Here is a 21639-nt window from a genome sequence, read left to right as displayed (position 1 = left end):
AGGCCATGACGGAGAAATGACCCTCGCGGCTTCCGCATCGAACCGAACGTTCGCGCCAAGTCTCGCGCTTGCAGCCTTATTGCTCGGCGGACTGACGGTCATTCGGACGATCGGCCTGCATTACTCCGTCGTCGATCTGTTCTTTGACGAATCGCAGTACTGGTCCTGGTCCCGCGATCTTGCGTTCGGTTACTTTTCCAAGCCACCGCTGCTGGCGTGGATCATCGCCGGGTCCAGCTCGGTCTGCGGCGACGCTGAATCGTGCGTGCGTTCGGCGAGTCCGATTCTTTATTTCGGCACGTCGCTGTTGGTCTATGCAATCGCTGAGACGCTCTATGATGCGCGCACCGGGTTCTGGTCGGCGCTGATCTTCACGTTGCTGCCGGGCGTGGTGTTTTCCAGCCGCATCATCTCGACCGACGTGCCGCTGCTGTTCTGCTGGTCCCTGGCGCTACTGGCCTGGGTAAAGCTGTTGCGCGGGCCGGACCGGCGGTGGGCGGTGATTCTCGGCGCGGCCGTCGGTGTCGGCATGCTGGCAAAATACGCCATGGCCTATTTCCTGGCCGGTGTCGCCATCGCTGCGCTGTTTGATCGCGCCTCACGCGACGTCCTTGGACGGCGGCAGACCTGGGTTGCGCTGGCGCTGGCACTCTTGATCCTGTCGCCGAACGTGCTCTGGAACATGCTGAATGGCTTTGTCACCCTGAAGCACACGGGTGACAACATCCAGGGCTCCGGCTTCAGGCTTTCGCCACTCGGCGCGCTTGAATTCATCGGAACGCAGTTCGGCGTGGTCGGTCCGCTGCTGTTCGGCGGCTTCCTTGTTGCCCTCGTGCGCTTTCGCAGCGACATGGTGACGCGCGAGGACAGGCTGATGCTGGCGTTCGCGATTCCGCCACTGGCTGCAATCACGGCGCTGGGTTTTTTGCGGAACGTCAACGCGAACTGGGCCGCCGCAGCGTTCGTTTCTGCGACCATCGTCGTCGTCGCTATCTGGATCAGGCAGGGCCGGATGCGTCTGCTCGGCGTGACGCTCGCCATAGGCCTCGTCGCGCAAGTCGCGCTGCTGGCAGGTGACGTCGTCGCCTATCAGGCCGCGATCCCCGGCCTTGGCGAGAAAGGTGATCTTTACCGCCGGACGCTCGGCTGGCGCGGGCTCGGCGAAGCCGTGCAACGACAGGCGCGCGACGTGGGTGCGAAAACAGTGGCTGCCGACGGCCGGCACGAGCTTGCATCGCTCGTCTACTATCTGCGCGATGCGCCGCAGCCGGTCCGCTCATGGCCGGTGGGCGACAATCCCGACAACCAGTTCGACATGAGCCATCCGCTGACGGGAACCGCGTCCGAGCCCATCCTGTACGTCACCGGATGTCCATTCGAAGCGCGTCTGGTCCGCGAGTTCCCGGACGTGAAGCCGCTGGGTGATTTTACCGTCCGCAGCGGGCCGACGTCGCAGCGCGTCTACCGGGCTTTTCTGCTTGGAGGGCGGGGCGCCTCCGCCGGGCCCATCATGCCGCTTGGCCCATGCGCCAGGTAGATGGCCGGCTGTCGTCGGCCGCCCAAGGACAGACGCGGTGCTGCCGGTGGGCGCAATGCGGCTTGCGCGCGAAGGCGTTGTGCCTGTAGAGCATTTTCGAGTTCCAAGGGCCGCGCGAGGCGCGGCGCAAACCCCTAAGGTTTCCATGAGCAAGGGCGACGTGAAGAAGGTGGTGCTGGCCTATTCGGGCGGGCTCGACACCTCGATCATCTTGAAGTGGCTGCAGATCACCTATGGCTGTGAAGTGGTGACATTCACTGCCGATCTCGGCCAGGGCGAGGAGCTGGAGCCCGCGCGCAAGAAAGCTCTGATGCTCGGCATCAAGCCGGAGAACGTCTTCATCGAGGATTTGCGCGAAGAATTCGTGCGCGACTACGTGTTTCCGATGTTCCGCGCCAATGCGGTCTACGAGGGCCAGTATCTGCTCGGCACGTCGATCGCCAGGCCACTGATCGCAAAGAAGCAGATTGAGCTTGCCGAAAAGGTTGGCGCGGATGCGGTCTCGCACGGCGCCACCGGCAAAGGCAATGATCAGGTGCGGTTCGAGCTCGGCTACTACGCGCTGAAGCCCGACATCACCATCATCGCGCCGTGGCGTGAGTGGGACTTTCCGTCGCGCGAAAAGCTGATCGAATTCGCCGAACAGCACCAGATTCCGATCGCCAAGGACAAACGTGGCGAAGCGCCGTTCTCCGTCGACGCCAATCTTCTGCACGCGTCTTCAGAAGGCAAGGTGCTGGAGGATCCTTCGCAGGAGGTGCCGGACTATGTTTACTCGCGCACCATCGATCCGGAAAAGGCGCCCGACACGCCCACCATCATCACCGTCGATTTCGAGCGTGGCGATGCGACGGCCATCGACGGCAAGAAGCTATCGCCGGCCGCATTGCTGACGAAGCTCAACGAACTCGGCCGCGCCAACGGTATTGGCCGGCTTGATTTGGTCGAGAACCGCTTCGTGGGCATGAAGTCGCGCGGCATGTACGAGACGCCCGGCGGAACGATCCTGTTGCAGGCGCATCGCGGCATCGAGCAGATCACCCTGGACCGCGGTGCGGGGCATCTGAAGGACGAACTGATGCCGCGCTATGCGGAGTTGATCTACAACGGCTTCTGGTTCTCGCCCGAACGCGAGATGCTGCAGGCGGCGATTGATCACAGTCAGCAACTGGTGTCGGGCCGGGTGACGCTGAAGCTCTACAAGGGCAATGTCATCCTGATCGGTCGCGAAAGCCCGAACTCGCTCTACGATCAGGACCTCGTGACGTTTGAAGAAGGCGCGGTCGCCTACGACCACAGGGACGCGGCGGGTTTCATCAAGCTCAACGCGCTGCGCCTGCGCACGCTCGGTCAGCGGAAGAAGAGCCTGGGGAAGTGACCCGCAGAGTCACTTCACCCGCATCGCCTCGAGCAGCGAGCTGAACGCGCGTGAATAGCCGGCGCCGGCTTCACTGATGTCGGCGGCGCCCGCGCACGCAACCGCTGCTTCCGTCATCGCCCCGAGCAGGAGCCGCGCCAGCGGCTGCACCGGCTGGCGGGCGATCAGGCCCCGCTCCATCGCTGCTTCGAGAGCGCGCGGGATCTTGCCACCGAAATGCTGCGCGTCGATCGCACGCCAGCGCTCCCAGCCGAGCACGGCCGGGCCATCGCGCAGAATGATCTGGCCGGTCGGCCCTTTCGCGCAAGCGGCGAGATAGTGCTGCGTCCCGATCGCGATCCGCGTCAGCACGTCCTTTTCCGCGCGCAGCAAGCTGTCGATTTCCGCGACGAGATCGCGCGAGGCCTCCTCGAACACCGCTTCGAAGACAGCCTCCTTAGTTTTGAAGTGATGATAGACCGCTCCCTTCGCGACGCGCGCAGCCGCCGCGATGTCATCCATCGTCGTTGCCTGAAAGCCGCCGTTACCAAACAGTGCGCGGGCCGCTTTCAGAATCGCTGCCTGCGTCGCGGCTCGCCGATCCGCCTGTGTCGCCATCCGGGGCTTGTATCGAATTGACTTACCGACCGCTAGTCGGATAAATATCGACTGTCAGTCGGTAATTTAAGGAGGGCCGCCATGCCAAGCCGGGAGACGATCGAAGCCTTTGTTATTACAGTGGAATCGAATGACCACGTCGGCGCGATCGAGCGATACTACGCGCCGGACGCCTCGACCCGTGAGAACCTGGCGCCACCCACCGTCGGCAAGGACGTGCTGATCGCCAAGGAGCGCAAGGTGCTGGCGTCGTACAAGTCGGTGAAGACCACGCGACTCAGTCCCATCCTCGTGGACGGCGACACCTCCGTTCTTCATTGGCGTTTCGAGTTCACGCCAGAGAATGGGCCGGTGCGGGTGATGGAGGAGCTTGCGCTGCAGACTTGGCGCGGAGAGGAGCTGGTCGAGGAGCGGTTCTTCTATGACCCGCGCCAGCTTGCGTCCTCGCAAGCGCAGGCGTGAACCGCTCTGTCAAAACGCCAAAGCAGTGGCTTACGCTCAGTAGCCGCCAAAGCCGCTCTTCGGATAGCCGGGCAGATCCCAGGGATCGATCAACGGCTGGCGCGTCCAGGGCCGGCCGGTGAGCTGGTCGATCGTGGTCTGGGTATAGGCCGGCGGAATTGCGTAGTCGGTGTACTTGCGTTCGCCTGGCAACACCTCGGTCCCGGCGTCGAGCCAGCTGCGCTTGGTGACGTAGATGCGGGTGCGCGGACCTTGCTGGAAGGAAACGTTGGGCGATACCTGGTTACGGGTGAGAACGCTGTTCCGGCTCTGGGCGTCGGCCGGGCTCGTGCCGACGCTAATGGTGAGCAACATCGCCGCAAGCCCGAGGCCGGCAAGTCTCAAGCCGGTGGCCACGATTCTCGAATTCATCTTATCCTCTCAAGGGATTAGCCCTAATCGTCGGGCACCATACAAGGTGCTCTCCCAACGCCACAAGGTCATTCGGGCCACACCTTGAAACATAATGACGTGAACGGCTTAAAGTTGCATTCGGCTCGAAGCGGTAACAACTCACGTCTACGGAGCGTCGCGACGAGCGCCGGCGTTGTCTTGCGCCGGGTTCTCGCATAGAAGCACGCACGCTTTTGGCTGGGCCCCTCCGTGGCCGGCAAAGGGATTTTCGTCCGGAGAGTCAACGATGGGTTACAAGGTCGCAGTGGTCGGAGCGACCGGCAATGTGGGCCGGGAAATGCTCGATATCCTGGCCGAACGCCGGTTTCCGGCGGACGAGGTCGTGGCAATTGCATCCCGCCGGAGCCAGGGCACGGACGTGTCCTTCGGCGACAAAACGCTCAAGGTCAAAGCGATCGACAATTACGATTTCTCCGACATCGACATCTGCCTGATGTCGGCAGGTGGCGCCGGGTCCAAGGCATGGTCGCCGAAGATCGCCGCGGCCGGTGCGGTGGTGATCGATAACTCGTCGGCGTGGCGCTATGACGCCGACGTGCCGCTGATCGTGCCGGAGGTGAACGCCGATGCGGTCGCGGGCTTCACGAAGAAGAACATCATCGCCAACCCGAACTGCTCGACGGCCCAGCTCGTGGTCGCGCTGAAGCCGCTGCATGATGCGGCAAAGATCAAGCGCGTCGTTGTCTCGACCTATCAATCGGTGTCGGGCGCCGGCAAGGAAGGCATGGACGAACTGTTCGCGCAGACCAAGGCCGTCTACACGACCGGCGAGATCGAGGCGAAGAAGTTTCCGCGGCGCATCGCCTTCAACCTGATTCCTCACATCGATGTCTTCATGGAGGACGGGTACACGAAGGAAGAGTGGAAGATGATGGCGGAGACGAAGAAGATTCTCGATCCCGCCATCAAGCTTACGGCGACCTGCGTGCGCGTGCCCGTGTTCATCGGCCACTCGGAAGCCGTCAACATCGAGTTCGAGCGGCCGATCACGCCGGATGAAGCGCGTGACCTCCTGCGCAAGGCCCCGGGTTGTCTCGTCATCGACAAGCACGAGGACGGCGGCTACGCGACGCCGTACGAGGCTGCCGGTGAGGACGCGACCTACATCAGCCGTATCCGTGAAGACGCGACGGTGGAGAACGGTCTCGTGCTGTGGTGCGTGTCCGACAACCTGCGCAAGGGCGCCGCGCTGAATGCGATCCAGATCGCCGAGTGCCTGAACAACCGCAAGCTGCTGCGGCCGAAGCGCCAGGCAGCATAATCTTCATTCTTCCTTCCGGCCCGCGCGCACTCCGTGCGGGCTAGTGACTAGCCCGCGCCGTTCACCTGGTCGAAGTCACCGCTCGCCTCGTTCAGGACCGATAGCGATCCCTGCGCCACGCCGAAATAGGCGCCGTGCAACGACAGCGAGCCACGGTCCGCCAGGATGCTGATGCACGGAAACGTCATCAGGTTGGCGAGGCTGCGCTTGACCGCGGCCTTCTCGATGCGGGTGATGAACTCGTGCTCCGCCTCGCCTGCAACGCGCGGCGTCGCTTCCATCGTTGGCGTCAACAGCGACATCCATCTACCGATGAAATCGCCGGGCGACAGCGGTGCGGCGTCCTGCACCAGCGCCTTCACGCCGCCGCACTGGGCATGGCCGAGCACGACGATGTGCTTGACGCGCAGAACCTGCACGCCGAACTCCAGCGCCGCGGAGACGCCATGCGCTGCGCCGTCGGGCGCATAGGGCGGAACCAGATTGGCGACGTTGCGGACGACGAAGAGCTCGCCGGGCTCTGCGTCGAAGATCACCTCCGGCGATACCCGCGAATCGCAGCAGCCGATCACCATCACCTCCGGCGACTGTCCGCGCTCCGACAGTTCGCGATAGCGCGATTGCTCGGTCGGCAGGCGCTGCGTCGCGAAGGTCCGGTAGCCCGAGATCAGCCGCTCTGGAAAGGAGGTCATGAGCACTCGACTATGAACTGGGTTGGCGATCACGGCCGGGCTTGACCCGGCCATCCGCGTCCTGCGATGTGAATGAACTAGAAGACGTGGAAGCCCGGGACAAGCCCGGCAATAACGATTTTCGAAGGATTGGTCATGATCCGTCCCCGCCGCAGCCTCCTTTTCATGCCGGGCTCCAACGCGCGTGCGCTGGAGAAGGCGAGGACGTTGCCGGCCGACGGCATCATCCTCGATCTGGAAGATTCGGTGGCGGCCGATGCGAAGGCCGTGGCGCGCGACCAGGTGGCGGCCGCGGTCGCCGACCGCGGCTTCGGGCGCAAAGAGGTGCTCGTGCGCGTCAACGGGCTCGATACGCCGTGGTGGCTCGATGACATCGGGATGGCGGCGAGGGCGCGGCCGGACGGCATCCTGGTGCCGAAGATTGCAAGCGTTGCGGATCTGGCGGCGATCGCCGATCGCCTGAGCGACATCGGCGCCGACCACACCATCCGCATCTGGATCATGATCGAGACCCCGCTCGGGGTGCTGCGTGTCGAAGAACTCGCCGCTGCCGCGCATGACACCGAAATGCGGCTTGCGGGGCTGGTGATTGGTCCGAACGACATCGCCCGCGAAACGCGGATGCGCATGACAGCCGGCCGCGCGCCGATGGTGCCCGCGCTAATGCAATGCGTGTTCGCCGCGCGCGCGCATGGACTCGATATTCTCGACGGCGTCTACAATAACTTCAGCGACACCGAAGGCTTTGCGCGCGAATGCGCGCAGGCGCGTGAGATGGGTTTCGACGGCAAGACGCTCATTCATCCGAGCCAGATCGAACCCTGTAATGCCGCTTTCACGCCGGCGGCCGACGAGGTTGCCGCCGCGCGCGAAATTCTCGCTGAGTTTGCCAAGCCTGAGAACGACGGCCGCGGCGCCATCCAGATCAAGGGACAGATGGTGGAGCGGCTGCATGCGGAAATCGCCAGGCGCACGGTGGAGATTGCCGATGCGATCGAGGCGATGACGGCGTAAGCGCCTGTCAGCGTCATTGCGAGGCATAGCCGTTCGAAAGAACGGCGTCGCTTCGCTCGCCTGAGGCGACAAAGCAATCCAGCGCAGCGGTTGCGGCAGACTCAGACTGGATTGCTTCGCTTCGCTCGCAATGACGGGGAGCGCCTCCGGCCTAGGCCGTCACAGCCACGGCATCAACTCTTTTGCCTTGCTCTCATACGTATCGATGGACTTCTTCTTCTCCATCGTCAGGCCGATGTCGTCCAGGCCATTGAGCAGGCAGTGCTTGCGGTGCGGGTCGATGTCGAATTTGACCTTGCCGCCGTCGGGGCCGCGAATTTCCTGGTTCACCAGATCGATGGTCAGTGTGGCGTTGGCGCCGCGGTCTGCATCGTCGAACAGCTTGTCGAGGTCTTCCTGCGAGACGCGGATCGGCAGGATGCCGTTCTTGAAGCAGTTGTTGTAGAAGATGTCGCCGAATGAGGTCGAGATCACGCAGCGGATGCCGAAATCGAGCAGCGCCCACGGCGCATGCTCGCGGCTCGAACCGCAGCCGAAATTGTCGCCGGCGACCAGGACCTTGGAGTTGCGATAGGCCGGCTTGTTCAAGATGAAATCCGGATTCTCGCTGCCGTCGTCCTTGTAGCGCTGTTCCGAGAACAGGCCCTTGCCGAGGCCGGTGCGCTTGATCGTCTTCAGGTACTGCTTCGGGATGATCATGTCGGTGTCGACATTGATGATCTTTAGCGGCGCGGCGACGCCTTCGAGCACGGTGAACTTGTCCATCACGCGGGTTCCGTTGTCCTTTGCTGCGGGCATGTTTATCCCGGCTGCGGGCGGCGGGAAAGCCTGTTGAGGCCGCGTGCTACGCAACACTGGCCTCGATCCGCTCCATATCTTCGTCCGAAAGCCCGAAATGGTGACCGATTTCGTGGATCAGCACATGGCGGACGATATGGCCTATGGTCTCGTCGTGCTCCGCCCAGTAGTCGAGGATCGGTCGGCGGTAGAGCCAGATCATGTTCGGCATCGGGCTTGGATCGGTGTGGCTCTGGAACGGCAAGCCGACGCCCTGAAACAGGCCGAGCAGGTCGAACTCGCTTTCGATCCCCATCGAGTCCAGCACCTCGTCGGTGGCAAAGTCGTCGACGCGGATAACGAGACCCTCGCAAAGCTTGCGGAAGGTCGTGGGCAGCCGCTCGAACACGGCATGCGCCAGCGCCTCCATGTCGGCAAGCGTCGGCGCCTTGAGGTCGGCCCAGTCCGGATCGGGTGCTCTACTCATTCGAACTTGTTTATGGGAACGGAAGCGCCGGGCCAAGGGGTGGCTGGACGCCTTGACCTTGAGCGTGCGATGCGGGAGCGTACGGATGCAAAACGGCGGTGCATGAGGATGAGGGCGATGCAGACTCCAAGGCTGGCGATCTTTGCGGGCGCCGCAGGTGCACTGCTCGCGACTTGCCTTTTCGGCAGCCTTCCGGCTGAAGCAGGAGACGCAAGCGTGCGCGTCGGTGCGGCGCAACCGATCGAAGCCTCGGCCCAGTCGCGGCGCCGGGCACCGACCCGGCTTCGTATCGAACGCGAAAGGTATCTGCCGCCGACCGCCGTGCGAGCGTGCGACGCCTGGTATGAGCAGGAATTCCGCCCGAGCGGCACCGTGATCGTCCCGCGCATGCGTTGCCGCTGGGTGGCCGGATAATCGCACGAAGCACCGGGCGGAAAGCGCGAAGCTCGTTCGCGTTTGCGCATTCATCATTGGGGCGCGACCATTCATGGCGTGTTCACGTCGTCGCTCCTAGCCTTTCCGCGACACGTAGAAATCCGTCGCAACCGGACGTCGTGGTCGGACCGGGGCGACCTGGATCGCGGGAGGGGTAAACCGATGACGAAACTGTTTGGCTTCCTCGCCATAACGGGGCTGATGTTACTCGCGTTGCCGACCGAGCGTGCCGAAGCCGTGCCGCTGATCAATCCAACGACTGCAGCGCAGACCGGGTACCTGTCCAACGATCTGGTCGTCCAAGTCCGTCACGGCGGTGGATTTCGAGGCGGATTCCGCGGCGGCGGCCGTCATTTCGGGCATCGGCATTTTGGACACCGTCATTTTGGCCATCGCCACTTTGGCCATCGCCACGTTCACTTCCATCGCCCGCACTTCCATCGCCCGCACTTCCACCGCCCGTACTTTCATCGGCGTTTCGTTCACCGTCATTACTGGCGGCCGCGCCCGATCTTTTATCCGCGTTACTACGCCCAGCCGCGGTTGTTCTGTCGCCGCGTCTGGACGGACTTTGGCCCGCGTCGCATCTGCCGCTATCGGCCCTGGTGGGTTTGAGGAGGGCTGACATCCCACTGCGCCGCGAAGTCGATATGATCGACCGTGGTGTGGCTGCGGCTGACTTGCCGGCTCTGGGATCGCGGCTTATCTGATCTGCGCGACACTTAAGAACCGTGGCGCAGATCGCGCTTCGCGTCGAAGCGCCTTGAGTCGGTTGTTCAACTGGAAGAGCGTCAGGTCATGCGATTATCGACCAAGATCATCGTCGGCACGGCGGTCGTCGCGGCTTCCGTTGTCGCCGGAACGTTGGGAGCGAGTGCGCCGGCGGCGGCATCCGAGCAAGACCTTCGGGCGCGAGCAACGCAAGCAGCAGTGGAAATCTCCTCTGCGCGCAGGCGTCCAACAAAATCTTATCGTGGCACCAGCCTTCGCGTGTCGAGACTGTCGCGCCGAGCCGTGGAACCGCCGGACGCGAACCGTCCATATTATCATCCGGTGCCACCCTTCTTTCCGTTCGCACAGGATCGCGGCTACTTCTGATCATTTGACGAAACCTCTGTGCAGTTGCCGCGTTATTGCGCTGGCCCCAACTCTGTGAGGAGACGAATATGAAGCAGATGCCCCGCACGCACACCCTTGGCGCTATCGCCGTTGCGGCGGCTTTGGCTTTCGCCGGCGGCATCACGTTGACGCCTGCCACGGCGGCGCCATCAAACAGCGCCGCCGCCAATGCGTCGAGCGGTGTGCAGACGAATCACGTCGCCAGCGACACGGAAATGAGCTCGCAACGCCGTTACTGGCGGCGCTACCCCTACGCCCGGCCATATCCGTACCGGCATCCGTATGCGTATGGCTACTATCGTCCGCGGCCCTATTATTATCGCCCCCACTATCGACCGTACGGTCCGGGGCCGTTCATCAACTTCGGCTTCGGCCCGCGCTACTGGTAAGCGTCGCCGCTCCGGCCGCATAAAAAACGGGCGCGCTCAGGTCGAGCGCGCCCGTTTTGACATTTCCAGCGTCATCCGCCTCGGCAGGCAAATGACGTGGAGGCGCCGTCAGCCTGCCAGCGTCTGCATTTCCTTCAGCACGGCCGCTCCCATCTGCTGCGTGTTCACGATGGTCGCGCCTTCCGACTTGATGTCGGCGGTGCGCAGGCCCTTCGCCAGCACGGCGGCGATCGCCTGATCGACCAGATCGGCGAGTTTGCCTTCGTCGAGCGAATAGCGTAGCGCCATGCCAAACGATGCGATCATGGCAATCGGATTGGCGGCGCCCTTGCCTGCGATGTCCGGGGCGGAGCCATGTACCGGTTCATACATTGCCTTGCTCCGCTTGGTCTTCGGGTCGACGTCGCCAAGAGAAGCGGACGGCAGCATGCCAAGCGAGCCGGTGAGCATTGCGGCGACATCCGACAGCATGTCGCCGAACAGGTTGTCGGTGACGATCACGTCGAACTGCTTCGGCCAGCGTACGAGCTGCATGCCGCCGGCGTCGGCCAATTGATGCTCGAGCGTCACGTCCTTGTACTCGCGCTGGTGCACTTGATTGACCACCTCGTGCCAGAGCACGCCGGTTTTCATCACATTGCGCTTTTCCATCGAGGTCAGCTTGTTGCGGCGCTTGCGTGCGAGGTCAAAACCGACCCGGGCGATGCGCTCGATCTCGTAGGTGTCGTAGATCTGGGTATCGATCGCACGCTTCTGGTTGTTGCCAAGATCGGTGATCGTCTTCGGTTCGCCGAAATAGACGCCGCCGGTGAGCTCACGCACGATCATGATGTCGAGACCTTCGACGACGTCGCGCTTCAGGCTCGAGGACTCCGCAAGGGCCGGGTAGCACACCGCGGGCCTCAGGTTGGCGAACAGGCCGAGATCCTTGCGCAACCGCAACAGGCCGGATTCGGGCCGAACCTCATAGGGGATGCTGTCCCACTTCGGCCCGCCGACCGCGCCGAAGATCACTGAATCCGAGGCGTGCGCGAGCGCCATGGTCTCCTCGGTGATGCCGACCTTGTGCGCGTCGTAAGCGGCGCCCCCCACCAGGCCTTCTTCATACTCGAAGCGCGCGGCTGCGCTTTCGTTGAGCCAGGCGATGATGCGCTTCACCTCCGCCATCACCTCGGGGCCGATGCCGTCGCCGGCGAGAAGCAGCAATTTGTGGGTCGCCATAATCGAATGCCTTGTTGCGAGACGCCCCCAGGGCGGGGGCAGGGCAGAGGAAAGGTTGCGCGGATTGCTAAAGCCCGCGGGCGGGCTTGGCAAGATGCGGCCGGGCGCGAGTTGCAATGCACCCCGTGTCGGACCTCGGGTGTTCGCCATTCGGGTGGCTTTGCATGCCGTGCGCTGGCACAAGGTCGAGATGGACTCGTCCCGCCCCGAATCGCCGGAACAGCGCGCCGCGCGGCTGATCCTTGTGCTGGCGCTGGCACCAGCGGTTGGTGTCGGCCTTTGCCGCTTCGCCTATTCATTGGTGCTGCCGGACATGCGCGAGAGCCTGGCCTGGTCCTATGCGACCGCGGGTTTCCTGAACACGGTCAATGCCGCGGGATACCTCTCGGGCGCTCTTGCCGCGAGTCTAATCGCGCGCCGCATCGGCCTGTTCCGCGCGGTTTTGATCGCCACAGCCATTTGCGTCGTGACGCTGGTCCTGTCGATGGTGCCAAACATGCTCGTGTTGAGCACGGCCAGGGTCATCTCAGGTTTTGCCGGGGCGGTCGCCTTCGTGGCCGCATCGGCGCTTGCCACCAATATCGCGCAGGCGCATCCGGCGCGTCTCGGCTTTCTGACCGGCCTGCTGTACACCGGTCCGGGTATCGGCATCTTCATTTCCGGCCTCACCGCGCCATTCCTTTTGGAGTGGCTTGGTCCGGGATCGTGGTGGATCGTCTGGGGCGTGCTCGCGGCGATCGCGCTTGCGTTGACCGTGGTGCTGCCGCTGGCGCGTACTGCGCCGGACAACAGCGTTAAGCTTGGTGGCGCGGCGAACGCGCCGCTCTCGCCGATGCTGGTCTACCTGATCGGATACTTTCTCTCTGGTGCCGGTTCGATCGCCTACATGACCTTCATGATCGCGTTCGTGCGCGATGCCGGCGGCGGCGCCGTTACACAAAGCGCGTTCTGGACGATCATCGCGCTCGGCTCGTTCATTTCGCCCTGGCTCTGGGGTCGTGTGATCGGCGTCAGCCGCGCCGGCGGCGCCACCGCGATCGTCAACGCCGTCACCAGTGTCGGCGCATTGATCCCCTTCTTTGCGAGTTCGCCCGCCGCGCTTGTGATGTCAGCGGCCATCTTCGGCAGCGCGTTCTTCGCGGTCACCTCGTCGACCACTGCGTTCGTGCGATTCAACTACCCTCCGCAGGCCTGGCCGAAGGCGATCGGCATTCTCACCATGGCATTTGGCGTCGGCTCGATGCTCGGGCCGATCGTCACCGGCGCCGTGACGGATGCGACCGGCAATCTCAGTCACATGCTTGTGGTCTCGTCGGCGATGCTGGCGCTTGGCGCGATCGTCGCAGCCTGCCAAAGGCCGCTGGTGGTGCGAGAGAAGGCGTAAGCTCACTCAATCGGCGCGATCACGCCGCAGGCGATACGATCGCCCGAATTGCCGGACGGATCGGTCTTGTGATCGTCGGCGGCGGCGTGAATGATGAATGACGTACCCTGCGGCTTGAACACCGAATTCGGCTGGTTCTGCCTGAGCGTGATGAATTTGCTTGTGAGCTCGGACTTGGCTTCACCCGCCGCCGTCACCGTGATGTTCGGAAGATCGCCGGCATGCGGACCGTCCGGCGCCTTGGTGCCATGTTTCTTGTCGCCGGGATTGAAGTGTGTTCCCGCCGAGTTGAACGGCGGCTCGCAAGTGCCGAATGTGTGCACGTGGATCGCATGCTCGCCGGGCGGCAGACCTGTGATATCGAGCTTGATTTGCACGCCTCGCGAGGTTTCCTTCAAATCGATTCGACCGATCTTCTTGCCGGTCGCGTCTTCCATGACGGCGCGTGCGACGAGATCGGATTTTGGCGCCGGCGGATTGGCCACCTGCGCGACCGCCGCTGAGCACGCCGTGGTCAGCACGGCTGCGGATGTGGCCAGAACCCAAAGGCGCATTGTAAACTCCCGGCGAAGACGATGTTGCAAATCAACGCGCTCGCGCCGGTTTCGTTTCGCGGCGGCTTCGGTCAAAGGCCGCTGTAGTCGTTGTAGCCCTGGTCTTCCCAGTACCCACCCTTGTAATCGTTGCTCACGTCCAGCGAGACGACATATTTGGGATTCTTGAAGCCTAATCGCGTCGGGATCCGCACCTTCATTGGATAGCCATAGGCCTTCGGCAGGATTTCGCCGTCGAATTTGAATGTCATCTGCGTCTGAGGGTGTAGCGCAGTCTGCATGTCGATTGACGTCGTGTAACCTTCGGCACAGCGAAACCAGACATATTTGGCACGGGTGTCCGCACCGACGCGCTTCAGGAACTCGCTCAGGCGCACGCCTGTCCAGCTGCCGATCGCGCTCCAGCCCTCCACGCAGATGTGCCGGGTGATCTGTGTCTCCTGTGGCAGCGCATAAAGCTCGTCGAGTTTCCAGGGTCTGGTGTTCTCCACGAGGCCGGTGACCTCCAGCTGCCAGTCCTTCTCCTCCACCTCGGGCGCATCATCGAGGGTGTAATAAGCGTTGAACGGGAACGGCCGGGTGATTGCGCTCGACGGATATGTCGGCGCAAGCGCGTTCGGATTGAAGATTGCTGCCTGAACCTTGTCGTTGAACTTTGAGATATGCGTCAAAAGGTTCTCCGCCGACATGCTCTCGGACACCTCGCAACCCGTAAGCAGCGTCAGTGCCCCGAGGCTTGCGCCACCGGAGAGGAAGCGCCGGCGCGACAATTCCGGCATCAGCTTGGTCGCGTCCTTCACAAGCAACCGCTTGTCGACGCCGATGATGGGTTTGCGAAACAGGCTCATGGCTTCAGGTCCCACATTCCTCAGCGACCGGTCAGCATCGCGCGCAAGCTTTTCGGTACGAGCAGCGACATCACCACATGAACGATCAGGAAGAGCACGATCGCCGCCATGGCGAAGAAGTGAACGTAGCGTGCGAAGTCGTAACCGCCGAACAGCGCGGTGAGATACTGGAACTGTACCGGCTTCCAGATCGCGAGCCCCGACAGCACGATCAGCACGCCGACCAGCAGGATGCCGGCGTAGAGCAGCTTTTGAACCGCATTATATGTGGCCAGATCGTCGTGGCTGAGCTTGCCGGTGAACGCCGCCCTGGTATCAGCGATCACATCGGCGGTCGTGATCGGCGTCAGCTTGCGACGAAAGCGCCCCGTCGCGAAGCCGAGAATGACGTAGACAAGCCCGTTGATGACCAGGAGCCACATGGCCGCGAAATGCCAGAGCAGTGCGCCGGCAAGCCAGCCGCCGAGGGTGATGGATCGGGGAAAGACGAATTCGAACAGCGGCGAGGCGTTGTAGATCTGCCAGCCGGACATGATCATGATGATCATCGCCACGGCATTGATCCAATGGCAGATGCGGACCCACGCTGGATGAACGACTCTCCCTGCCGTTCTATCGGCGGCGACGCCGTGTTGCCGCTCACCGGCTGTGAGGCTCGACATTGGTTTCGTCCGCTGCGCTGTGTCCATCTGCTACCTGGTGAGCTCGATCTGACGTTCGTGACCGCGAATTCCGCGTACGAACGGCAAGTCCGAAAGGGCACCGGCTCATACTAGTGATACGAGCCGGAATTTACACTTGTTACGGGGAACCGCACATCCATCAGTCATTGGCGGGGATCAGAATTCCGTGACGGTGCTGCAGGCCGCGGGCGAGATACGAGCCGGCCTGCGGCTCGTATCTCTTGAACGGTCCCTGATCGTATCAACTCGGTAGCAGCACGGTGTCGATCACATGGATCACCCCGTTCGACTGCAGCACGTCACCGATGGTGACGGTCGAGGAGCCACCTTTCGCGTCGGTGATGGTGAGCTTGCCGGCCGTTGGCGACTTCACGGTGATTTCGCCGCCTGCGACCGTCTTGAACGTCGCTTGGCCGCCGCCGTCCTTGACTGCCTTCATCAAGTTTGCCGCGGTGAGGCGCCCGGGAACGACGTGATAGGTGAGCACGGTGGTCAGCGTGCCCTTGTTCTCAGGTCTCAGCAGGGTATCGACCGTACCGGCCGGCAGCTTCGCAAACGCGGCATTCACCGGCGCAAACACGGTGAAGGGACCGGTGCTGGCGAGCGTGTCGACGAGACCGGCAGCCTTCACCGCGGCGACCAGCGTCGTGTGATCCTTGGATTTCACCGCGTTCTCCACGATGTTCTTGGATGGGAACATCGGCGCGCCGCCGACCATCACCGTCTTCTGGCCGCTCATCTTCGAGTCCTGGGCGATCACGGGGCCGATCACTGCGGAGGTGAGGAACAGCGCGCCGACCATGGCCGCTGACAACAGGCGATTGCGTTTTGACATGGATCGTCTCCGAAACAGGGTTGGCGCCGGCGGCCATCCACCGGCTGGTCACGGCCACGCTCTTTCCCTTGGGCAAGGCGCGATCGATGGCGGAGCTACGGCACGGGCACCTGCGCGGTTTCGGCGATAATTTTTTGTGAGACCTGAAACTTTCGCGCACGCTTTACGTGTCTTGCCCTCGCGAAAGGAATGCGCGACAAAATCGGCTCCGTCTTTCACAGCCTTTCCTTGTGGCCGCCGTTTCGAAGAAAACCTGCAATGAATGCCAATCTGTTCTCCCGCCTGTTCGCCGATCTGAAAGACCCGAACAAACTCGCGATCGAGACCTCCGACGGTCGGCGCGCGTCTTATGCTGACCTGATCGCGCAGTCGGGGCGGATGGCGAATTATCTGGTCGCGCGAGGCGTCAAGACCGGCGACCGGGTCGCTGTCCAGGCGGAGAAGTCGGTGCCGGCGCTGGTGTTGTACCTCGCCACGGTCCGTGCCGGCGCAGTCTATCTGCCGCTCAACACGGCCTATACGCTCAATGAGCTCGAGTATTTCATCACCGACGCAGAGCCGTCGCTGATCGTCTGCGATCCGTCGAAAGCCGATGGCATCGGCGCGATCGCCGCCAAGGTCAATGCGAAGGTCGATACGCTCGATGCCACGGGCAAGGGTTCGCTGACCGACGGCGCCGCGACGCAGGGGCACGAGTTTGCCACGGTTCAGCGCAGCGACGGCGATCTCGGCGCCATTCTCTATACGTCCGGGACGACCGGCCGCTCCAAGGGCGCGATGCTGACGCACGACAATCTGGCGTCGAATTCGCTCATGCTGGTCGACTACTGGCGTTTCACTGAAAATGACGTGCTGATCCACGCGCTGCCGATCTATCACACTCACGGCCTGTTCGTTGCGAGCAACGTCACGCTGTTCGCGCGCGCCTCGATGATCTTCCTCGACAAGTTCGACGCAGCGCAGGTGCTGGGCCTGATGCCGCGTGCCACCGCGTTGATGGGGGTGCCGACGTTCTACGTTCGCCTGCTGCAGCAACCGGGGCTGACACGCGAGGCGACCAAGCACATGCGGGTGTTCATCTCGGGGTCGGCACCCTTGCTTGCAGATACGCATCGCGAGTGGTCGGCGCGCACCGGTCACGGCATCCTCGAGCGCTACGGCATGACCGAAACCAACATGAACACGTCGAACCCCTATGAGGGCGATCGCGTGCCCGGCGCGGTCGGCTTCCCGTTACCCGGCGTTTCTGTGCGGATCTCCGACCCGGAGACAGGCAAGGATCTCGGCCGCGAGTCCATCGGCATGATCGAGGTCAAGGGACCGAACGTGTTCAAGGGCTACTGGCGTATGCCGGACAAGACAAAAGCCGAATTCCGCGACGACGGCTTTTTCGTCACCGGCGACCTCGGCAAGATCGACGCGCGCGGCTACGTGCACATCCTTGGTCGCGGCAAGGATCTGGTGATCTCCGGCGGCTTCAATGTCTACCCAAAGGAAATCGAAAGCGAGATCGACGCGCTGCCTGGCGTGATCGAGAGCGCCGTGATCGGTGTGCCGCATGCGGACTTCGGTGAAGGCGTCACGGCGGTCGTCGTCAAGGACAAGCAAGCGCCACTCGACGAGACCGCAGTAATGAAGGCACTGGATGGGCGCCTTGCCAAGTTCAAGATGCCAAAGAAGGTGATCTTCGTCGACGACCTGCCGCGCAATACGATGGGCAAGGTGCAGAAGAATATCCTGCGTGACACTTACGCGAAGATCTATGCGGGAAAGTAGGGCTGCCTCAGCCTATCGCGAGGCTCACCAGAAACCTCAGGCTCACCGCCAGCAGGAATAGTCCGAAGCCAACCTCGAGCTGACGCTTCGTCAGTTTGTGCGCAAGGCGGGCGCCGAGCGGCGCGACCAGCGTGCTGGTGGGGACTACGAGCAGCGTCCCGATCAGCGAGACATAGCCGAGCGCGAACGGAAATTGCAGCGCGGCCACCTCGGGAAACTCCGCGGCGCGGGGCCAGCCCGCGTAGATGTAGCCCAGCACACCCGGGACCGCGATCACGGCCCCAAGTCCGGACGACGTCGCGATGGCCTGATGGATCGATCGGCCATGGAATGTCATGAACAGGTTGGCGATCTGGCCGCCGCCGATACCCATCAGCGCCGAAAGTGCGCCGATGATCAGCCCGTACACGCTCATCAGCAGCGTCCCCGGCAACGTGTCGGCAAACCGCCATCCGTCCGGCGCGAACAGCAGGCGAAAGGCGGAGAAGCCGGCGATGCCGACGAACACCGCCTTGAAGAGTTGTTCGGGCGCGTGACGGGCGACCACGCTTGCGAGTGCGACGCCGATCACCACGGGCGGCGCCCACCGGCGAAGGACGTCGAGATCAACCGCGCCGCGCGCGTTGTGCGAGCGGAATGAGCTGATCGAGGTCGGGACGATGATCGCAAGCGAGGTGCCGACGCACAGCGGCATGCGGACGTCGTCCGGCACGCCGGCGATGCGAAACACCTCGTACAGAACCGGGATGACGATGGCCCCGCCGCCGACGCCGAACAGGCCCGCGAACAGGCCCATGACGACGCCGGCCGCAACCAGTGTGAGGCCCAGCCAGATCAATTCGGAGGTGGGAAGAGAAACCATGGCGCGCCGTGCCCGTTTGCCGACGCGCTGTCAACGCCTCGTCAGGCCTTGCGAATTTGCAGGTCCGGCAGACTTTAGACGGCTTCAAATCGCCGTTGCACTGATTACCTCGAATTCGTAAGAGATGGTTGCCGTTTCGGAGGGCAAACTGCCGCTTCGGCACGGCTTTTGGCGCCCCCGGCGGCCAGAAAATGCTTTTCACAGCCGGAATCACGCCGGACCAAGATCCGCAGACGAAGACCCGATGGCACAGCATATCGAACGTCCGCTTTCTCCTCATCTGTCGACCTATCGCCTGACTCTGACGATGGCCATGTCCGTCGTTCACCGTGGGACAGGCATGGTGCTGTATGCCGGGACCCTGCTGCTCGTCTGGTGGCTGCTGGCGACCGCATCCGGACCTGCGGCCTACGCGACATTCCAGGGCTTCATCGGCAGCTGGTTCGGCCGGCTCGTCCTGTTCGGCTACACCTTCGCGCTCGTGCATCATCTGCTGGGTGGCGTGCGCCACCTGATCTGGGACCTTGGCTACGGCTTCGGCCCGACCGAGCGCGAGTGGCTGACGCGCGCGGCGCTGATCGGCTCGGTCTCTCTGACGATCGTCCTGTGGATCATTGCCTTTGCCGCAGGAGGCCTGCGATGAGCGGTCCCAACTCTTCGATGTCTTCGATACGCACGCCGCTCGCCCGCGTACGCGGCCTCGGCTCGGCGCGCTCGGGCACCAGCGATTTCTGGCGGCAGCGCGTAACCGCCGTCGCGATGATCGTTCTGATCATACCTGTAATCGTCGTCGTGATGATGCTGCTCGGTCGCAATCATGCGGCGGCGACGCAGATTCTCGGCTCGCCCTTCGTCGTTATTGTCATGACCCTGTTCACGATCGCCAGCGTCTGGCACATGAAGATCGGTATGCAGGTGATCATCGAAGACTACGTCCATGACGAGAAGCTGAAGCTGGCTCTGATCATCGGCAACAACTTCTTCTCGGTGGCGGTGGCGCTGGCTGCGATCTACGCCATCTTGAAACTATCCTTCGGAGTCTAGTCTCATGGCTCAAGGCAACGGCGCGCCACATATCAACGGCGGCGCATACACCTTCGAGGATCACACTTACGACGTCGTGGTGGTCGGCGCCGGCGGCGCAGGCCTGCGCGCCACCGTCGGCTGCAGCGAGGCGGGTCTGCGCACCGCGTGCATCACCAAGGTCTTCCCGACTCGCTCGCATACGGTTGCGGCGCAAGGCGGCATCTCGGCAGCTCTCGGCAACATGCACGAGGACAACTGGCGCTGGCACATGTACGACACCGTCAAGGGATCGGACTGGCTCGGGGACCAGGACGCGATCGAATACATGGTGAAGAACGCTCCGGAAGCCGTGTACGAGCTGGAGCACTGGGGCGTGCCGTTCTCGCGCACCGAAGACGGTCGAATCTACCAGCGGCCGTTCGGAGGCATGACGATCGATTACGGCAAGGCTCAGGCGCAGCGCACATGCGCCGCTGCGGACCGCACCGGCCACGCCATGCTGCACACGATGTACGGCCAGGCGTTGCGTCATTCGGCGGAATTCTACATCGAGTTCTTCGCCATCGATCTGATCATGGATTCGGAGGGCGCTTGCCGCGGCGTCATCGCGCTGAAGCTCGACGACGGCACGCTGCATCGTTTCCGTGCGCAGACGGTGATCCTTGCCACCGGTGGCTATGGCCGCGCCTACGCATCGTGCACGTCGGCGCACACCTGCACCGGTGACGGCAATGCAATGGTGCTGCGCGCCGGCCTGCCGCTGCAGGACATGGAATTCATCCAGTTCCACCCGACCGGCATCTATGGTTCGGGTTGCCTCGTTACCGAAGGTGCGCGCGGCGAGGGTGGTTACCTCGTCAACAATGAGGGCGAGCGCTTCATGGAGCGCTATGCGCCGTCAGCGAAGGACCTGGCGTCACGCGACGTGGTCTCGCGCGCGATGACGATCGAGATCCGCGAGGGCCGCGGCGTCGGCAAGAACAAGGACCACATCTTCCTGCACCTCGATCATCTCGATCCGGCGGTGCTGCACGAGCGGCTGCCGGGCATCTCCGAATCGGCGAAGATTTTCGCCGGAGTCGACGTGACGCGCGAGCCGATCCCCATCGTGCCGACCGTGCACTACAACATGGGCGGCATCCCGACCAACTTCCATGCCGAAGTCGTCACCCGCAAGAACGGCGACGACAACTTCGTCGTGCCGGGACTGATGGCGGTGGGTGAGGCGGCCTGCGTCTCGGTGCACGGCGCAAATCGCCTCGGCTCCAACTCGCTGATCGATCTGGTCGTGTTCGGCCGCGCGGCTGCGCTGCGCTGCGCCGAGCGGCTCGAGGCCAACGCCAAGCAGCCGGACCTTCCCGCTGGCGCGTCCGATCTTGCGCTCAGCCGTCTCGACAGGTACCGCCATGCCCATGGTGGCACGCCGACCGCAAAGCTGCGCGCGGCCATGCAGGGGGTGATGCAGAATAACTGCGCCGTGTTCCGCACCGGCGAGGTGCTGACCGAAGGCGTGAAGTTGATCAACGAGGTCTATTCAGGCGTCGGCGATCTCGCCACCACCGACCGGTCGCTGGTTTGGAATTCCGACCTGGTCGAAACGCTCGAGTTCGACAACCTGATCGGTCAGGCCGTGGTGACGATGAATTCGGCAGCGAACCGCACCGAGAGCCGCGGCGCGCATGCGCGCGAGGACTTCGCCGAGCGCGACGACACCAATTGGATGAAGCACACGCTCTCGTGGTTCGAGGACACCGGCAAGGTGACGATCGAATATCGTCCCGTGCACAGCTATACGCTGACCAATGAAATCCAGTACATCGCGCCGAAGGCGCGGGTGTACTGAAGCGCG

24 protein-coding genes are annotated in these 21639 nt (G+C 63.0%); 12 read left to right on the top strand and 12 right to left on the bottom strand.

The genetic code is table 11. From position 1 onward, the window contains the following. Positions 1 to 16 precede the first annotated feature (16 nt). The gene (locus RCO31_RS18100; RefSeq protein WP_308969831.1) at positions 17 to 1537 is read left to right on the top strand and encodes a glycosyltransferase family 39 protein; all 1521 of its coding nucleotides are present in this window, start codon (positions 17 to 19) and stop codon (positions 1535 to 1537) included. A gap of 145 nt (positions 1538 to 1682) precedes the next feature. Continuing rightward, complete coding sequence (locus tag RCO31_RS18095) at positions 1683 to 2915, top strand: argininosuccinate synthase (protein ID WP_308969830.1); 1233 nt, start codon at positions 1683 to 1685, stop codon at positions 2913 to 2915. A gap of 9 nt (positions 2916 to 2924) precedes the next feature. Here the strand turns inward: RCO31_RS18095 and RCO31_RS18090 are convergent, their stop codons facing one another. Continuing rightward, positions 2925 to 3512 carry a TetR/AcrR family transcriptional regulator gene (locus RCO31_RS18090; protein WP_308969829.1) on the bottom strand — a complete coding sequence of 196 codons (588 nt, stop codon included), beginning with the start codon at positions 3510 to 3512 and terminating at the stop codon, positions 2925 to 2927. A gap of 81 nt (positions 3513 to 3593) precedes the next feature. Between RCO31_RS18090 and RCO31_RS18085 the strand changes: the two genes are divergently transcribed. Further along, positions 3594 to 3974, top strand: coding sequence for a nuclear transport factor 2 family protein (locus RCO31_RS18085; RefSeq protein ID WP_308969828.1), 381 nt, complete (start codon positions 3594 to 3596; stop codon positions 3972 to 3974). Positions 3975 to 4010: 36 nt separating this feature from the next. Here the strand turns inward: RCO31_RS18085 and RCO31_RS18080 are convergent, their stop codons facing one another. After that, positions 4011 to 4385, bottom strand: coding sequence for a hypothetical protein (locus tag RCO31_RS18080; RefSeq protein WP_308969827.1), 375 nt, complete (start codon positions 4383 to 4385; stop codon positions 4011 to 4013). A gap of 268 nt (positions 4386 to 4653) precedes the next feature. On the opposite strand from RCO31_RS18080, the gene RCO31_RS18075 reads away from it, so the two are divergent. Beyond that, on the top strand, positions 4654 to 5688 hold the full coding sequence (locus RCO31_RS18075; protein WP_308969826.1) for an aspartate-semialdehyde dehydrogenase: 1035 nt from the start codon (positions 4654 to 4656) through the stop codon (positions 5686 to 5688). A gap of 47 nt (positions 5689 to 5735) precedes the next feature. Here RCO31_RS18075 and RCO31_RS18070 read toward each other — a convergent pair whose 3' ends face one another. Continuing rightward, on the bottom strand, positions 5736 to 6380 hold the full coding sequence (locus RCO31_RS18070; protein ID WP_308969825.1) for a carbonic anhydrase: 645 nt from the start codon (positions 6378 to 6380) through the stop codon (positions 5736 to 5738). A 135-nt stretch (positions 6381 to 6515) separates the two neighbouring features. On the opposite strand from RCO31_RS18070, the gene RCO31_RS18065 reads away from it, so the two are divergent. Next, on the top strand, positions 6516 to 7394 hold the full coding sequence (locus tag RCO31_RS18065; RefSeq protein WP_308969824.1) for a CoA ester lyase: 879 nt from the start codon (positions 6516 to 6518) through the stop codon (positions 7392 to 7394). A gap of 159 nt (positions 7395 to 7553) precedes the next feature. On the opposite strand, the gene leuD is transcribed toward RCO31_RS18065, so the two are convergent. Together leuD and RCO31_RS18055 are read right to left on the bottom strand one after the other, a co-directional pair. Further along, entirely contained in the window at positions 7554 to 8159 is a 606-nt protein-coding gene (leuD, locus tag RCO31_RS18060; protein ID WP_308969887.1) for a 3-isopropylmalate dehydratase small subunit, read from the bottom strand. Between the two features lie 79 nt (positions 8160 to 8238). After that, complete coding sequence (locus RCO31_RS18055) at positions 8239 to 8658, bottom strand: metallopeptidase family protein (protein WP_308969823.1); 420 nt, start codon at positions 8656 to 8658, stop codon at positions 8239 to 8241. 117 nt (positions 8659 to 8775) lie between these two features. On the opposite strand from RCO31_RS18055, the gene RCO31_RS18050 reads away from it, so the two are divergent. Then, positions 8776 to 9072: a hypothetical protein gene (locus RCO31_RS18050; RefSeq protein ID WP_308969822.1), complete on the top strand. Its 297-nt coding sequence runs from the start codon at positions 8776 to 8778 to the stop codon at positions 9070 to 9072. Positions 9073 to 9297: 225 nt separating this feature from the next. Here RCO31_RS18050 and RCO31_RS18045 read toward each other — a convergent pair whose 3' ends face one another. Further along, positions 9298 to 9585, bottom strand: a complete 288-nt coding sequence (locus RCO31_RS18045) for a hypothetical protein (protein ID WP_308969821.1) — start codon at positions 9583 to 9585, stop codon at positions 9298 to 9300. Between the two features lie 674 nt (positions 9586 to 10259). Here RCO31_RS18045 and RCO31_RS18040 point away from each other — a divergent pair. Next, positions 10260 to 10601: a hypothetical protein gene (locus RCO31_RS18040; protein ID WP_308969820.1), complete on the top strand. Its 342-nt coding sequence runs from the start codon at positions 10260 to 10262 to the stop codon at positions 10599 to 10601. Between the two features lie 108 nt (positions 10602 to 10709). Here the strand turns inward: RCO31_RS18040 and leuB are convergent, their stop codons facing one another. Then, on the bottom strand, positions 10710 to 11822 hold the full coding sequence (gene leuB / locus RCO31_RS18035) for a 3-isopropylmalate dehydrogenase (RefSeq protein ID WP_308969819.1): 1113 nt from the start codon (positions 11820 to 11822) through the stop codon (positions 10710 to 10712). 190 nt (positions 11823 to 12012) lie between these two features. On the opposite strand from leuB, the gene RCO31_RS18030 reads away from it, so the two are divergent. Further along, positions 12013 to 13206 (top strand): YbfB/YjiJ family MFS transporter, encoded by a 1194-nt coding sequence (locus RCO31_RS18030; protein ID WP_308969818.1) that lies wholly within the window; start codon positions 12013 to 12015, stop codon positions 13204 to 13206. A gap of 2 nt (positions 13207 to 13208) precedes the next feature. Here RCO31_RS18030 and RCO31_RS18025 read toward each other — a convergent pair whose 3' ends face one another. From RCO31_RS18025 to RCO31_RS18010, 4 genes are all read right to left on the bottom strand, one after another. After that, positions 13209 to 13760, bottom strand: a complete 552-nt coding sequence (locus RCO31_RS18025; protein ID WP_308969817.1) for a superoxide dismutase family protein — start codon at positions 13758 to 13760, stop codon at positions 13209 to 13211. A gap of 71 nt (positions 13761 to 13831) precedes the next feature. Further along, positions 13832 to 14608, bottom strand: coding sequence for a molybdopterin-dependent oxidoreductase (locus RCO31_RS18020; RefSeq protein WP_308969816.1), 777 nt, complete (start codon positions 14606 to 14608; stop codon positions 13832 to 13834). A 20-nt stretch (positions 14609 to 14628) separates the two neighbouring features. Beyond that, positions 14629 to 15270: a cytochrome b/b6 domain-containing protein gene (locus RCO31_RS18015; protein WP_308969815.1), complete on the bottom strand. Its 642-nt coding sequence runs from the start codon at positions 15268 to 15270 to the stop codon at positions 14629 to 14631. Positions 15271 to 15532: 262 nt separating this feature from the next. Beyond that, a complete protein-coding gene (locus tag RCO31_RS18010) occupies positions 15533 to 16126 on the bottom strand; it encodes a fasciclin domain-containing protein (protein WP_308969814.1) in 594 nt (197 codons plus the stop codon). Between the two features lie 258 nt (positions 16127 to 16384). Here RCO31_RS18010 and RCO31_RS18005 point away from each other — a divergent pair, with 258 nt between their 5' ends. Further along, positions 16385 to 17902: a malonyl-CoA synthase gene (locus RCO31_RS18005; protein ID WP_308969813.1), complete on the top strand. Its 1518-nt coding sequence runs from the start codon at positions 16385 to 16387 to the stop codon at positions 17900 to 17902. 7 nt (positions 17903 to 17909) lie between these two features. Here RCO31_RS18005 and RCO31_RS18000 read toward each other — a convergent pair whose 3' ends face one another. Then, the gene (locus RCO31_RS18000; RefSeq protein ID WP_308969812.1) at positions 17910 to 18764 is read right to left on the bottom strand and encodes a sulfite exporter TauE/SafE family protein; all 855 of its coding nucleotides are present in this window, start codon (positions 18762 to 18764) and stop codon (positions 17910 to 17912) included. Between the two features lie 244 nt (positions 18765 to 19008). Between RCO31_RS18000 and sdhC the strand changes: the two genes are divergently transcribed. From sdhC to sdhA, 3 genes are read left to right on the top strand one after another with little or no spacing between them, the layout of a single operon-like run. Continuing rightward, complete coding sequence (sdhC, locus tag RCO31_RS17995) at positions 19009 to 19407, top strand: succinate dehydrogenase, cytochrome b556 subunit (RefSeq protein ID WP_308969811.1); 399 nt, start codon at positions 19009 to 19011, stop codon at positions 19405 to 19407. Next, the gene (gene sdhD, locus RCO31_RS17990; protein WP_308969810.1) at positions 19404 to 19808 is read left to right on the top strand and encodes a succinate dehydrogenase, hydrophobic membrane anchor protein; all 405 of its coding nucleotides are present in this window, start codon (positions 19404 to 19406) and stop codon (positions 19806 to 19808) included. Before sdhC ends, sdhD begins: the two co-directional genes overlap by 4 nt. A gap of 4 nt (positions 19809 to 19812) precedes the next feature. Next, positions 19813 to 21633: a succinate dehydrogenase flavoprotein subunit gene (gene sdhA / locus RCO31_RS17985; protein ID WP_308969809.1), complete on the top strand. Its 1821-nt coding sequence runs from the start codon at positions 19813 to 19815 to the stop codon at positions 21631 to 21633. The last annotated feature ends 6 nt before the right edge of the window (positions 21634 to 21639 follow it).

Origin of the sequence: Bradyrhizobium sp. LHD-71 (assembly GCF_031157255.1) — a bacterium.
GTDB lineage: Bacteria > Pseudomonadota > Alphaproteobacteria > Rhizobiales > Xanthobacteraceae > P52-10.
Note: the sequence above shows the minus strand (reverse complement) of the source record. Positions and strands in the feature narration are given on the sequence as shown.